Genomic DNA, 13231 nt, shown 5'->3' with positions numbered 1-13231 from the left:
GAGCCGTCACGTTGCGGGCCACTGATACTCAACGAGCCCAGCCATTACGCCTAATTCTGCCGACTAGCGCTTGCTTGTCTGGCCGCCTGAGAGGATTTCCCGATGAGCCACGACACACCCTCCGAGCCCAGCGCACCCAACGAACATCAATATCGCGTACATGAGCGTCAGGCGCGTAATGCCGAGGAAGCGCCAGTCCCCACTCGTGTGCACTATCACAAGTCCGAGCGCGAACTGGAACTGGGCTACGCCGATGGCCAGACCTTCCGACTCAGCACAGAATTCCTGCGCGTGATGTCGCCGTCTGCCGAGGTGCGTGGTCACGGGGCGGGACAGGAAACCTTGCAGGTCGGCATGCGCCACGTCGGACTGGCCAATATCACCCAAAGTGGCCGCTACGCGCTCAAGTTGCACTTCGACGACGGCCACGACAGCGGACTCTACACCTGGGAATATTTGTGGGAACTGGCCAATCGCCGCGACGCCATGTGGGCCTATTACCTGCGCCAGCTGGAAGAGGCCGGTGCCTCCCGTGAGCCGCTGGGCATTCCGCTCAATCAGTTATAGAGCGCAAGGCAACACCACAGTGCTGCGGCATCATGCCAAAAGACAGCCCGCTGGCCAGCGGTTACAATCGAGCCACTGCGAAAGCTCACCATATGCGCTGATGCCGCCTCGCGCGGCATCACAACAGGGGAAGTCATGGACAAGCGTACGACCCACTTCGGTTATCAAGAAGTTGCCGTGGAAGAGAAGGCAGGCCGCGTCGCCGATGTCTTCCATAGTGTCGCCGCCAAGTACGACGTGATGAACGACCTGATGTCATTTGGGGTCCACCGTCTGTGGAAGCGCATCACCCTGGAGCGGGCCGGTGCCCGTCCGGGTCATACCGTGCTGGATATCGCCGGGGGGACTGGCGATCTGACGCTCAAGTTCTCGCGTCTGGTCGGTCCGCGTGGCCGCGTGGTGCTGGCAGACATCAATGCCTCGATGCTCAACGTCGGTCGCGACAAGCTGATCGACAACGGTGTCGGCGGCAATGTCGAGTACGTGCAGGCCAATGCCGAGGCGCTGCCCTTCCCGGACAACACCTTCGACATCATCACCATCGCCTTTGGACTGCGTAATGTCACGGATCAGGCCAAGGCCCTGCGCTCGATGCAGCGCATCCTCAAGCCGGGCGGCCGTCTACTGGTGCTGGAGTTCTCCAAGCCGGTCAATCCGCTACTCTCTACCGCTTACGACCAGTACAGCTTCCGCCTGCTACCGAAGATGGGTGAGCTGGTCGCTGGCGACGCCGACTCTTATCGCTACTTGGCTGAATCCATCCGTATGCACCCTGATCAGAAGACGCTGGCCGGCATGATGGAAGACGCGGGACTTGAGCGTGTCGAGTACACCAATCTGACGGGCGGTATCGTCGCACTGCACCGCGGCATCAAGCTCTGAGGCTGCCATGGCACTGCTGACTCCCCTGCTATTGGCGACGGCTGAGCGAACGCTCAATCAGCTACTCGCCCGCGACCCGGCTTCCACCACGCGTCTCAATGCGCTGGCCGGCCGGCGTCTGCTCTTGCGGATCGAACGACCCGCCTTTGACCTGCTGGTGCACTTCGATCTGCAGGGTCTACATCTGTTACGCCTACCGGACGCGAAAGAAAGCGACGGCGATGTCGTGGTAGAGCTCAACATGGAAACTGCTGCCGCGTTGCTCTCCGGCGAGCCGATCGAGCGATTGATGTTCGAGGGCCGTTTGGCAGTCCGCGGACGCATTCATCTGCTGGAAAGTGCTCGTGATCTGGTGATGGATCTTGATCTGGACTGGGAAGGCGCGCTAGCCGAATGGTTTGGCGAAACCCCCGGCCATAGCCTGGCCAATGGCCTGCGCAGTCTGGGGCGCTTTGGCCTGACCAGTCATCGCGAGCTGGAGCTCGACCTACGCGAGTACCTCACCGAGGAAGCGCGTTGGCTACCCGGCCATGCGCAGATGAAGGTCGCGCGTGACGAACTGACCGAGCTGACCCAGTGCCTAGACCGTACCGAGGCACGCCTCACACGCTTGCACCGCCACCTTGAAGCCACAACGACTTCATCGCCCCTCCCATTTAATCCTTATGACCGGGAGTGCCAGCCGTCGTGAGACTCTATCGCCTGCTGAGCATCCTGTGGGTCATCGCTCGCTATCGACTCGACAACCTGATTCCTCTCGCGCGCGTGCCGGCGCTGCTACGGCCGCTGGTCAAGCTATCGCCGCTGTGCCTGTTTCCTGTCGGCAGCCGCTCGCGCGGTGAACGACTGAGACTGGCACTGGAAGCACTAGGGCCGATCTTCATCAAGTTCGGTCAGATGCTATCCACTCGTCGTGATTTGCTGCCAGCTGATATAGCCGACGAGCTCAAGCGCCTTCAGGACCAGGTGCCCCCTTTCGAGAATCAGGTGGCGCGTGAGCTGGTGGAGCAGGAACTGGGCATGTCAGTCGAGGAGGCTTTCGCCGAGTTCGAGGCGCAACCGCTGGCTTCGGCCTCGATCGCTCAGGTGCATGCGGCGCGCCTTCATGATGGCTCGGATGTCGTCGTGAAAGTCATTCGCCCCCGCATTGATCAAGTGATGCGTCAGGACATTGGGCTGCTATATCTATTCGCGCGCATCCTGATGAAGATATCACCGGAAGCGCGCCGTCTACGCCCGGTAGAAGTCGTCTCTGACTACGAAGCGACGCTGTTCGATGAACTGGACATGCACAAGGAAGCGGCCAACACCTCCCAGCTCAAGCGCAACTTCCTCGACTCGCCACTGCTCTACGTACCCGCCATCCACTGGCCGCTGACACGGCGCCGGGTGATGGTCCAGGAACGCATTCGCGGCATCCCCGTCGCGGAGATCGATGAGCTGGAGGCACAGGGCACTGATCTGAAGAAGCTGGCAGAGCGCGGTGTGGAGATATTCTTCACTCAGGTCTTCCGCGACAACTTCTTCCATGCTGACATGCATCCCGGCAACATCTTCGTCTCGCGTGAGAACCCCCATGATCCGCAATTCATCGCCATTGACTGCGGTATCGTCGGCAGCCTGACGCGTGAAGATCAGGACTATCTGGCGCGCAACCTGCTGGCCTTCTTCCGTCAGGATTATTACGAGGTGGCCGTCCTACACATCGAATCTGGCTGGGTCGGCGAAGGCACGCGTGCCAATGAGTTTGCCGCTGCCATTCGTGCAGTCTGCGAGCCGATTCTCGAGAAGCCGCTCAAGGACATCAGCTTCGGCCAAGTGCTGCTGGGCCTGTTCCAGACCGCGCGGCGCTTCAACATGGAAGTTCAGCCACAACTGGTGTTGCTGCAAAAGACACTGCTCAACATCGAAGGGTTGGGCCGCCAGCTGTATCCGGAGCTGGATCTGTGGGCCACCGCGCGCCCCTATCTGGAGCGCTGGATGAAGGAGCGCGCCGGTCCCAAGGCGTTCTGGAACGAGATGCTCAAGCAGGCTCCTGAGCTATCTCATCAGCTGCCACAGCTACCGGTGATGGCCTTCCAGGCGCTTGAGCGCATAGAGGACGAGCACCGTGCACGCACGCGTCAAACCGAGGCCATCACTACGCTGCGCGATCGTGTCTCAGGTGCTGCCAGCACCAGCTGGCGCCTACGAGCAGGAGCGCTACTGGTCGCAGGTGCACTGGGGTGGCAACCGCTGATGGCCTGGGCGGATACTCAGCCTCCGTTAGTACTGGTCGGCGCAGGACTCGGCATACTATTGCTGCTGTGGCGCTGAGCCTATCCGTAGGCCGTATATGGGCTTATTGTCAGCGTGGCTTGCCCGCCCATTGAGTGCAGTGCAATATGAATGTCATGTAACGCTTGCATCCTGAGTCGCATGCCCGAGAGACACTCGCGGGTAGCTGACGAGATGTACGCTCTGTTCTATAGACGACACGTCTGCTTCACGTCTGTAGAACACGATTTGATGCTTTTTGCAGTGATGCTTTTTTTGCAGAGATGCTTTTTTGAAGCGATGCTTTCAGGAACGATGATTCATGAGTGATATTCTCAACCGCCTGTCGGTAGTACTGGCAGAGCGGCGCGACGCTGACCCGACCTCCTCCTATGTCGCAAGCCTGCATCACAAGGGGCTCAACAAGGTACTGGAGAAGATCGGTGAAGAGGCGACCGAGACAGTACTGGCCGCCAAGGATTTCACGCAGGACGATGTGGACTCCCATCGTGCACTGATCGGTGAAACTGCCGACCTGTGGTTCCATTCCTTGGTCATGCTGTCGCATCTAGGGTTGGACCATCAGGAAGTGCTGGATGAGCTGGCGCGCCGCTTTGGCGTTTCAGGCCACGATGAAAAGGCCGCTCGCGGTCAGTGATGGATCAGCAATCTCCCGGCGCAAGCCGTATTCCTCGGCAGCGGTGATGACACCCTGCAAGACTCAAGGCCTCATGACCTGGTGTCAGCGGCCAAAACGGAGAACTTCCCATGTTAGGTGGCATTAGTATCTGGCAGCTCCTGATCGTCCTCGGCATCATCATCTTGATCTTCGGAACCAAGAAACTACGTAACGTCGGCTCGGATCTTGGCGGCGCGGTAAAAGGCTTCAAGGGCGCCATGAAGGAAGAAGAGAAAAAATCAGAAGAGACGGCTGCTCAGCAGAAGGTCGCTCATGAAGAGTCGCGCGGCGAAACCATCGATGTCGAGGCTAAAAGCCACGATACCGCTGACAAGCGCTCGTAACCCGCATGTTCGATATCGGCTTTTTTGAACTGGCACTGATCGCGCTGCTGGCGTTGATTGTGCTCGGCCCGGAGCGTCTGCCTCGGGCCGCCCGTACGGCGGGCCTGTGGCTGGGCCGCATCAAACGCAGCGTCTCGGGTATCCAGCAGGAAATCAGTGCTCAGCTGGAAGCCGAAGAGCTGCGCCAGACGCTCAGTGAGCAGAAGAAGCAGCTCGATGAGACTTTGGCTCACGCACGCAATGAAGCACGTGATGTGGAGAACAGCATCGCACAGCCGACATCCCCTGCTGACCCGGTATCTTCTGTCGCCAAGGCACCTTCTCTCGACAAGGCTTCTGCTGTCGACAAGGCACCGACTGTCGATAATACATCTACCGTGCTGCCTACGCCCGAGAGCTCCCGTCCCGCTGGGACTGGCAAGCCCGACGGTGAGCCGGACGCCGCATCCATCACCAGTGAGTCACGGGAGCCGCGTTCCTGATGAGTGATCCGCATGCCCCGGAGTCGGGTTCGTCCTCTACGGGCGAGACTGTCCACGCCCCGCTCATCGAGCATCTGATCGAGCTACGCTCACGACTGCTGCGTGCCACCGTCGTCGTATTGGTGGTGTTCGCTGCGCTGTATGGCTTCTCCAATCAGATCTATCTCTATGTGGCTGAGCCTCTGATGGCGCTGCTGCCGCCAGGGTCTCAGATGATCGCCACCGAAGTGGCATCGCCCTTTCTGGCGCCCTTCAAGCTGACACTCGTGGTGGCGCTATTCCTGGCCATCCCCATGGTGCTATATCAGGCGTGGGCCTTCATTGCACCAGGACTCTACGAGAATGAGAAAGCACTGGCATTGCCATTGCTCGCCTCCAGCATTGTGTTGTTCTATGCCGGCGCTGCCTTCGCGTACTACGTGGTGTTCCCGCTGCTGTTCAAGTTCTTTACCACTACAGGCCCCGAGAACGTGGCGATCATGACGGACATCAATCAATATCTGAATTTTGTCCTCAAGTTGTTCTTCGCCTTCGGTGTCGCGTTTGAGATTCCCATCGCTACCTTCCTGCTGATCTGGACAGGCGCCACGTCAGTTGAGGCACTAAGCAAAAAGCGTCCCTACATCGTGATCGGCTGCTTCGTGGTTGGCATGATGTTGACGCCACCAGATGTGATTTCTCAATCACTGCTGGCGATTCCGATGTGGCTGTTATTTGAAGTGGGCATTCTGTCGGCACGCTTCTTCAAGCGTCGTCGCGCATTGCCAGCGAAAGATGCCACACAAGAACCATCGTAAGCGTGCGACAAGCTAGCTAGCCGTGCATCGTCCAAACGCAAACACCCCGCCATTGGCGGGGTGTTTGCGTTTTATATCTTGAAAGTCGTGTCTGGCTTCATGAGTGGTTAACGCGAGTTACCATTCACCGGCGGCTAGTTCTGCTTATCCGCCTCACGTGCCTGATCATCCGTGATCCAGCCATCGATACGATCCACCAGCTTGAAAATACCTTCGGCTGCTTCACTGATGCGCTCAGCCAGCATGTAGGCAGGCGTGGTAATGACGCGATTGGCAGCGTCGATCACGATATCCGTCACTTCACAACTCTTGTGCAAGCCCCCCTGCGCACTGATGGCACCTGCGACACTGGCATCGCTACCCACGGTAACGGAAATGCCCTGCCCCAACAGCTGCGGCACCATTACCGGCGCAATGCACATCACACCAATCGGCTTGCCTTCCTCATGGAAGGGCTGCACTGCGGCGCGCAGGCCCTCGACAACCTCTAAATCAGCACCCTTGACAGCAAAGTTGCTCAGATTCTTGGCGGCACCAAAGCCACCGGGCAAAATCAGTGCATCAAAATCATCGACAGAGAGCTCATCCAGCGGGCGCGCCTTGCCACGCGCCAGACGTGCAGACTCGACCAGTACATTGCGGGTCTCGTCCATCTCTTCACCAGTGGAATGATTGATCACATGGTGCTGATCGATATCGGGCGCAAAGCATTCATAGACAATGCCCAACTGATCGAGGCGCAGCATGGTCAAGGTCGTTTCGTAGATTTCGGAGCCATCGTAGACACCGCAACCGGAAAGGATCAGGGCTACCTGCTTGGTCATGGGGTACTCCATTGACGGTGAGATGTTTCCGGCGGCGGCCGGATAGGTCAGAAAGACATACTCAAACAACGGGCAGTGACAACCGTGCAGGTGAAGGATGCCAATGCGCCAATGACTCAAGACTATGGGCAGGCCAGCGACAACTCAAGCCATGACCGCGTCATCTCATTTCACTGCATCCTGCGCTGTACCATTGCTATGTATCACAGCCTTACATCCAACGCGACATCGTGCCTCACACCACGCCCCTGCCGCAGCCGGATAGCACTGATATACTCAAGACACCGACGCTGGCCCTGTGCCAGCACCTTGCTTCCCGTCCGTATCGACCGGCCGTCCTTGTAATATCATTGAAATATTATAAATCTAGACTGCCAGCGTCCATCACGAGACCGGACCAGCCGACCCGGAGAGTGATTCTTGAGCCAACGTACCCCGCGCCAGTTTCCTGCGACTCGCATGCGCCGCATGCGCAAGGACGATTTCTCTCGCCGCCTGATGCGTGAAAATCAGCTGACGGCTGATGACCTGATCCTGCCTGTCTTTGTGCTGGAAGGCGCACAACGTCGTGAGTCCGTGCCCAGCATGCCTGGTGTCGAGCGACTGTCCATCGACCTTCTGATCGAGGAATGCCGTGAAGTGCACGCACTAGGCGTGCCCGCCATCGCACTCTTCCCTGTGGTGGATACCGAGGCGAAGACGCTCTACGCAGAAGAGTCCTACAACCCCTCAGGCTTGGTACAGCGCTGCGTACGTGCCCTCAAGGAAGCGCTGCCGACGTTAGGCGTGATCACCGATGTGGCACTGGACCCCTACACCACACACGGCCAGGACGGCATCCTGGATGATGATGGTTACGTGCTCAATGATCGCACCGTCGAGACGCTGATCAAGCAGGCGCTGTCGCATGCCGAAGCCGGCGCGGATGTCATCGCGCCCTCCGATATGATGGACGGTCGCATTGGCTCGATTCGTGCCATGCTGGAACAGGAAGGCCTGATCAATACGCGCATCATGGCGTATTCGGCCAAGTACGCCTCGAACTACTATGGCCCCTTCCGTGACGCTGTCGGTTCCAGCAGCAATCTGGGCAAGGCGGACAAGCAGACCTACCAGATGGACCCCGCCAATAGTGACGAAGCGCTGCATGAAGTGGCGATGGACCTGAGCGAAGGCGCCGACATGGTGATGGTCAAACCGGGAATGCCGTACCTGGATGTCGTCACGCGCGTGAAGACCGAATTGCAGGTGCCGACCTTTGCTTATCAGGTGAGCGGTGAATATGCCATGCACATGGCCGCCTTCCAGAATGGTTGGCTGGAGGCTGACAAGGTCATCCTCGAGTCGCTGATGTGCTTCAAGCGTGCGGGTGCCGACGGCATTCTCACCTACTTTGCCCGCCGGGCTGCCGAGCTATTGGCGGAAAAGAATCACCTTTGACAACCCCGGCGACTGCGGCTGACCGGGATCATGGAGTTGATGATGGAACAGACGCACAAGCACACCCGTGACGACCCCTCGGATACTCTGGCAGAGGTCAGTACACGCAACTCGGAAGCTGTCACACCGGCAGCTTCCGGCGATATTCAAATCAGCGGGTCTGATCTACCGACGGATGAGCCGCCAGCGCTTGAGCCTCCTCCTTTGCGCGTCAATCGGACTCGGACCGGCATTCATGCCAAGGTCACGCCCTCACCGGAAGCGGACCTCGCCGACCCTGCCCTGTACTTCAACCGCGAGCTGTCCAACCTTCAGTTCAACATCCGCGTACTCGAACAGGCGCAGGACACCTCGCACCCGCTGCTAAATCGGCTGATGTTCCTGCTGATCTTCACGTCCAACATGGACGAGTTCTTCGAAATCCGCGTGGCGGGTCTCAAGCATCAGATCGCCTTTGATCGTACTGACCCCGGTCCTGATGGACTGCTGCCTGGCAAGGTGCTGGATGAGATATCCCGCGTCACCCATGAGCAAGTGGAGCGCCAGTACCGCATTCTCAATGAGGAGCTGATACCGGCCCTCGAAGAACAGCACATCCGCTTTCGCCGCCGCAATCAGTGGAATTCCAAGCAGAAAACCTGGGTGCGTAGTTACTTCGAGGACGAGATTCAGCCCGTCATCAGCCCTATAGGCCTCGACCCATCTCATCCCTTCCCACGACTGGTCAACAAGAGCCTCAACTTCATCGTCGAGCTCGAGGGTAAAGATGCCTTCGGTCGTGAAGGCGGCTTGGCCATTCTGCCCGCCCCGCGCTCATTGCCTCGCCTGATCCGCGTCCCCGATGCCATCACCGATGCCGGTTACACCGAGTATGTCTTCCTGTCGTCGATGATCCACGCGCATGCCCAGGAGTTATTTCCGGGGATGAAGATCAAGGGCTGCTATCAGTTTCGTCTGACGCGCAACGCCGATCTGTCAGTGGATGCAGAGGATGTCTCGGACCTGGCCTCCGCGCTGCGTGGCGAGCTGCTGGCACGCCGCTATGGCGACGGTGTACGCCTGGAGGTAGCGGACAACTGCCCCGAGACGCTCTACACCTTCCTGCTCAAGCAATTCGAGCTGGAGCTGCGTGATCTCTATCAGGTCAAGGGACCCGTCAATCTCAATCGTCTGATGGAAGTGATTGGTGATGTCGGCCGTGAAGACCTGCTCTACACGCCCTTTACTCCCGGCATTCCCAAGGCGCTCAAGGGCGACGGTAGCCTGTTTGATGCCATCCGCCGCGAAGACATCCTGCTGCATCACCCGTTCCAGTCGTTCTCGCCGGTCGAGAATCTACTGGCCGAAGCGGCGCGCGACCCCAACGTGTTGGCGATCAAGCAGACGCTGTATCGCACCGGTGCCGATTCCAACATCGTCTCATCACTGGTGGAAGCCGCACGCCAGGGCAAGGAGATCACGGTCGTGATCGAGCTGCGCGCCCGCTTCGATGAAGCAGACAATCTGCAGCTGGCGTCACGCCTGCAGGAAGCCGGCGCCATCGTCATCTACGGCGTGATGGCCTACAAGACGCACGCCAAGATGCTGCATATCGTGCGTCGTGAGCATGGTCAGTTACGTCACTATGCACATCTGGGCACCGGCAACTATCACGCCAAGACGGCACGCCTCTATACCGACTACAGCCTGCTGACCTCCAACGAGACGCTGTGTGAAGACGTTCACAAGGTCTTCCAACAGCTGACCGGCATGGGTAAGCAGCGCACGATCGAAAAGCTGCTGCATGCGCCCTTTACCCTACATGAGCGCATGGTGGAGATGATTGATCGCGAGACACGCAACGCCGAGAAAGGCAAACGGGCGCACGTCATCGTCAAGTGCAACTCACTGACCGAGCCCAAGCTGATTCGTGCGTTGTATCGCGCCTCGCGCGCGGGCGTACAGTGTGACCTGATCATTCGGGGTGTGTGCTGCCTACGCCCGGATGTACCGGGCATCTCCGACAACATTCGCGTACGCTCAGTGATCGGACGCTTCCTTGAGCACACTCGCACCTTCCACTTCCACAATGCAGGCAATCCAGAGACCTGGTGCTCCAGCGCGGACTTCATGGAGCGCAACATGTTCCACCGCGTCGAGACCTGCTTCCCATTACTCGACAAGAAGCTGGCCCAGCGCGTGCGCAAGGACCTGGACACCTATCTGGTCGACAACTGCCAGAGCTGGCGCCTGGAGAGCGATGGGCATTACACCCAGCTGGATGCAGGTGATGCCGAACCGATCAGCGTGCAAGAAACGCTATTGTTCGCCTACGCCGCCAAGGCCTGATTTCGTATTTCTTATTTCTTCCCCGTTATCACCGACACTCTCGGCCCTTTCGGCCCTTTCGGCCTCATGCTAACGCGTGAGGGCCGTTTTCGTTATGAGCAACATCGCACAACACCATCACACAGGATGTTCGTCACGACTCTGCTCGCTTGATGAGCGCTGGTCTGACACAGACACACATGAAAAAGCCCCCGCATCACAGATGCAGGGGCTTCATTGACACTCTGGCGTGATCCGTCACACCGCCAGCGTCTCAGACACCGACCTGGCCGCCATCAGCGCGCTGAATCACGACGGTGGATGCACGCGGACGCACGCTCCCTTGTGTCACGGCAGTAGCATCATCGCCCTGCGGCCAGTTCCCCGGATGCTGGATGTTGACGAACAGCGCTGTTCTGTCGGGTGTCGCGAAGATTCCAGTCACTTCACAACCATTCGGGCCAACCGCGAAACGCTTGAGTTGCGCCTGGTTATCGGCACCAATCACGGCTGCATCGCCTTCAGCCTGCTGAAGTGCAGCCGGTACAACCGCCAGCACCTGATCATTGGTGGCTTCTGTCACGCCCTCATAACCGTTATCGGTCTCGATCCACAGAATACCCTGCCCTCCTTCGCGCTCATCGAAGTACAGGCCATCCGGGCTTGCAAACTGATTCATCTCGGTCAGGCCTGACAGGTTGTCAGCATCGCTGGCGGCAGCGCCAAAAACGAAAATCTCCCAGTCAAACTCGGCGTGCGCATCAGACTCGCGCCAGCGGATGATCTGGCCCGCCTCATTATCTGCGCGTGGGTTGGCTGGGTTAACCGGTGCTGTCTTGTAGCCGACACCCAGTTCTTCAATCGCCTTGCCATCGGCCGTGAAGGCCGCAGCAGATCCCTTTTCGCTACGATCAGTGTTGTTGGTCAACGTCATGTAGACCTCACCCGAGACCGGATCGACAGCGCCCCATTCAGGGCGGTCCATCGGCGTTGCCCCCATCAGGTCTGCTGCATCGGCGGTATTGATAATGATACCAGCGAGGTCATCAGTGGCCAGATTCAGCGCCGAGGCGAGCGTACGGCCATCTCTGGTGACGGAATCCGGCACCAGCTTCAACCACTTGCCCGTGCCATCTGCCGCAAATTGGGCGACATACAGCGTGCCCTTGTCCATGTACTTGTCGCCGATCGCCAGGCGGTCCTTCACCTCACCGGCAACATGCGCATCCGCGCCATTCCAGACGACATCCGACACGAACTTGTAGATGTACTCGTTGCGGGAGTCGTGGCCGGAGTAGAAGACGACCGGCTGACCCTCGACCAGCTTGCCCGGCCAGCAGCCTTCGTGCCGAAAACGTCCCAGTGCGGTACGCTTGACGGCCTTCTCGCCGGTGTAGGGATCAATCTCGACGATATAGCCGAAAGCGCGTGGCTCGTTGCGATAATCCTTGTCGGCGCTGTCAGCGGTGGGAGTATTGTCGAAACGCGCGAACTCACCATTGATCTCGCTGGCATCGCCAGCTGCCGTTTCCCAACCATAACGTCCACGCTCAAGCTCGAGACCGATACGATCATCATCCTGCTGGCGATCGTCACGCTTGACGAAATAACCCGGCCAGTTCTCTTCACAGGTCAGGTAGGTGCCCCACGGCGTATAGCCATTGGCGCAGTTGTTATTGGTGCCACGCGCCAACATGCCGTCCGGCGAGAAGACCGTCTTGACGTGATCACTGCCTGCCACCGGTCCGCTCAATTTCATCTCGCTGGCACTGGTGATGCGCCGGTTATACTTCGAATCTGTGACGACGCTCCACTTACCGGCCGTATCTTTCTTTATCTCGACGACGGACACACCATGCGCATTGATCTCGGTGCGCACTTCATCGGCAGGACGCTTGCCTGTCTCGGCGTTGGTCGCGCCGCCTTTCGGTGCCCACAATGCGTCCTGATCGATGTATTCGTTGTTCATCACCAGCAGGAAATGACTGGAGGCCGTCGCGGCGCTCAGAGCAAAGTTGTGCATGCCATCGTGATGCATGCCGATGCTATTGGCCTGAATCTCGGGCGTCAGCGCCAAGTCTTCACGCCACTGTGGCGCAGCGTCATTGAGCGGTGTGCCCCACGGTGCAAGTACCTGAGCGGTATAGCCAGCGGGTACCACGAAGGCATCGGTACGTGAGCCATTGATGGACTCGAAGGCCAGGGTCAGTGGTGTCTTCTCAGCCGCGGGCGCCTTCTGTTTGCTGGCATCGCTATAGGCAGCACCACTGACACCAGCAAGACCAAAGCCTCCCAAGACGCTGACAGCCGCCATGCCCAGGCCGCCCTGCAACACATTACGGCGCGAGACATGCTTTTCGATGACAGATGAAAACGGCTCATTGCTACTGGAATTCAGCAGGCGATGATCTTCAATTTCCTTGCTCATGAATATTCCCCGGGTCAGGTGGCGGGTGATTCTTCTGGGACATGGCAGCTAATCGCATGCCAAAGACCACGAGAAGTGATACGCGAACCGGATGACATTCATGTGACGCGGCCAAGGCAGCACCCCAGAAACGACAACGCCCAGTGGCGAGAAAGCCACTGGCGTCAGGGATGGAGGAGGTCTTGCGAGTCATCATCACTCTATCGAGCACTGCAGACCGTGACG

General features: G+C 58.7%; 13 protein-coding genes. 10 read left to right on the top strand and 3 right to left on the bottom strand.

Annotation, left to right across the window (positions count from 1 at the left end; genetic code table 11):
• The first annotated feature begins 102 nt into the window (after positions 1 to 102).
• From BF12_RS18720 to tatC, 8 genes are all read left to right on the top strand, one after another.
• On the top strand, positions 103 to 567 hold the full coding sequence (locus BF12_RS18720) for a gamma-butyrobetaine hydroxylase family protein (protein ID WP_024951279.1): 465 nt from the start codon (positions 103 to 105) through the stop codon (positions 565 to 567).
• Positions 568 to 702: 135 nt separating this feature from the next.
• Positions 703 to 1449, top strand: a complete 747-nt coding sequence (gene ubiE, locus BF12_RS0104740; RefSeq protein WP_024951278.1) for a bifunctional demethylmenaquinone methyltransferase/2-methoxy-6-polyprenyl-1,4-benzoquinol methylase UbiE — start codon at positions 703 to 705, stop codon at positions 1447 to 1449.
• Between the two features lie 7 nt (positions 1450 to 1456).
• Complete coding sequence (locus BF12_RS0104735) at positions 1457 to 2140, top strand: ubiquinone biosynthesis accessory factor UbiJ (protein WP_024951277.1); 684 nt, start codon at positions 1457 to 1459, stop codon at positions 2138 to 2140.
• Positions 2137 to 3765, top strand: a complete 1629-nt coding sequence (gene ubiB / locus BF12_RS0104730; protein WP_024951276.1) for a ubiquinone biosynthesis regulatory protein kinase UbiB — start codon at positions 2137 to 2139, stop codon at positions 3763 to 3765. The genes BF12_RS0104735 and ubiB overlap by 4 nt, the downstream gene beginning before the upstream one ends.
• A gap of 262 nt (positions 3766 to 4027) precedes the next feature.
• Positions 4028 to 4363 carry a phosphoribosyl-ATP diphosphatase gene (locus tag BF12_RS0104725; RefSeq protein WP_024951275.1) on the top strand — a complete coding sequence of 112 codons (336 nt, stop codon included), beginning with the start codon at positions 4028 to 4030 and terminating at the stop codon, positions 4361 to 4363.
• Between the two features lie 110 nt (positions 4364 to 4473).
• Positions 4474 to 4728, top strand: coding sequence for a Sec-independent protein translocase subunit TatA (gene tatA / locus BF12_RS0104720; protein ID WP_024951274.1), 255 nt, complete (start codon positions 4474 to 4476; stop codon positions 4726 to 4728).
• 5 nt (positions 4729 to 4733) lie between these two features.
• The gene (gene tatB, locus BF12_RS18715) at positions 4734 to 5210 is read left to right on the top strand and encodes a Sec-independent protein translocase protein TatB (protein ID WP_024951273.1); all 477 of its coding nucleotides are present in this window, start codon (positions 4734 to 4736) and stop codon (positions 5208 to 5210) included.
• The gene (gene tatC, locus BF12_RS0104710; RefSeq protein ID WP_024951272.1) at positions 5210 to 6007 is read left to right on the top strand and encodes a twin-arginine translocase subunit TatC; all 798 of its coding nucleotides are present in this window, start codon (positions 5210 to 5212) and stop codon (positions 6005 to 6007) included. Before tatB ends, tatC begins: the two co-directional genes overlap by 1 nt.
• Before the next feature lie 134 nt (positions 6008 to 6141).
• Here tatC and elbB read toward each other — a convergent pair whose 3' ends face one another.
• Positions 6142 to 6831, bottom strand: a complete 690-nt coding sequence (gene elbB, locus BF12_RS0104705) for an isoprenoid biosynthesis glyoxalase ElbB (RefSeq protein ID WP_024951271.1) — start codon at positions 6829 to 6831, stop codon at positions 6142 to 6144.
• Positions 6832 to 7251: 420 nt separating this feature from the next.
• Here elbB and hemB point away from each other — a divergent pair, with 420 nt between their 5' ends.
• Both hemB and ppk1 read left to right on the top strand, forming a co-directional pair.
• Positions 7252 to 8271: a porphobilinogen synthase gene (gene hemB, locus BF12_RS0104700; protein ID WP_024951270.1), complete on the top strand. Its 1020-nt coding sequence runs from the start codon at positions 7252 to 7254 to the stop codon at positions 8269 to 8271.
• Positions 8272 to 8313: 42 nt separating this feature from the next.
• The gene (gene ppk1 / locus BF12_RS0104695; protein WP_024951269.1) at positions 8314 to 10599 is read left to right on the top strand and encodes a polyphosphate kinase 1; all 2286 of its coding nucleotides are present in this window, start codon (positions 8314 to 8316) and stop codon (positions 10597 to 10599) included.
• Between the two features lie 253 nt (positions 10600 to 10852).
• Here ppk1 and BF12_RS0104690 read toward each other — a convergent pair whose 3' ends face one another.
• Entirely contained in the window at positions 10853 to 13006 is a 2154-nt protein-coding gene (locus tag BF12_RS0104690; RefSeq protein ID WP_024951268.1) for a PhoX family protein, read from the bottom strand.
• A complete protein-coding gene (locus tag BF12_RS21945) occupies positions 12990 to 13199 on the bottom strand; it encodes a hypothetical protein (protein ID WP_156941132.1) in 210 nt (69 codons plus the stop codon). Before BF12_RS21945 ends, BF12_RS0104690 begins: the two co-directional genes overlap by 17 nt.
• Positions 13200 to 13231: the final 32 nt, after the last annotated feature.

The sequence above is a fragment of the Cobetia crustatorum genome, assembly GCF_000591415.1.
GTDB lineage: Bacteria > Pseudomonadota > Gammaproteobacteria > Pseudomonadales > Halomonadaceae > Cobetia > Cobetia crustatorum.
This window is presented reverse-complemented; position numbering and strand designations above follow the sequence as displayed.

Bases quoted from the DNA above. Each gene is read 5' to 3' on its own strand.
- BF12_RS18720 (WP_024951279.1), top strand. From the start codon at position 103: ATGAGCCACGACACACCCTCCGAGCCCAGCGCACCCAACGAACATCAA.
- ubiE (WP_024951278.1), top strand. From the start codon at position 703: ATGGACAAGCGTACGACCCACTTCGGTTATCAAGAAGTTGCCGTGGAA.
- BF12_RS0104735 (WP_024951277.1), top strand. From the start codon at position 1,457: ATGGCACTGCTGACTCCCCTGCTATTGGCGACGGCTGAGCGAACGCTC.
- BF12_RS0104725 (WP_024951275.1), top strand. From the start codon at position 4,028: ATGAGTGATATTCTCAACCGCCTGTCGGTAGTACTGGCAGAGCGGCGC.
- tatA (WP_024951274.1), top strand. From the start codon at position 4,474: ATGTTAGGTGGCATTAGTATCTGGCAGCTCCTGATCGTCCTCGGCATC.
- tatB (WP_024951273.1), top strand. From the start codon at position 4,734: ATGTTCGATATCGGCTTTTTTGAACTGGCACTGATCGCGCTGCTGGCG.
- tatC (WP_024951272.1), top strand. From the start codon at position 5,210: ATGAGTGATCCGCATGCCCCGGAGTCGGGTTCGTCCTCTACGGGCGAG.
- elbB (WP_024951271.1), bottom strand. From the start codon at position 6,831: ATGACCAAGCAGGTAGCCCTGATCCTTTCCGGTTGCGGTGTCTACGAT.
- ppk1 (WP_024951269.1), top strand. From the start codon at position 8,314: ATGGAACAGACGCACAAGCACACCCGTGACGACCCCTCGGATACTCTG.
- BF12_RS0104690 (WP_024951268.1), bottom strand. From the start codon at position 13,006: ATGAGCAAGGAAATTGAAGATCATCGCCTGCTGAATTCCAGTAGCAAT.
- BF12_RS21945 (WP_156941132.1), bottom strand. From the start codon at position 13,199: ATGACTCGCAAGACCTCCTCCATCCCTGACGCCAGTGGCTTTCTCGCC.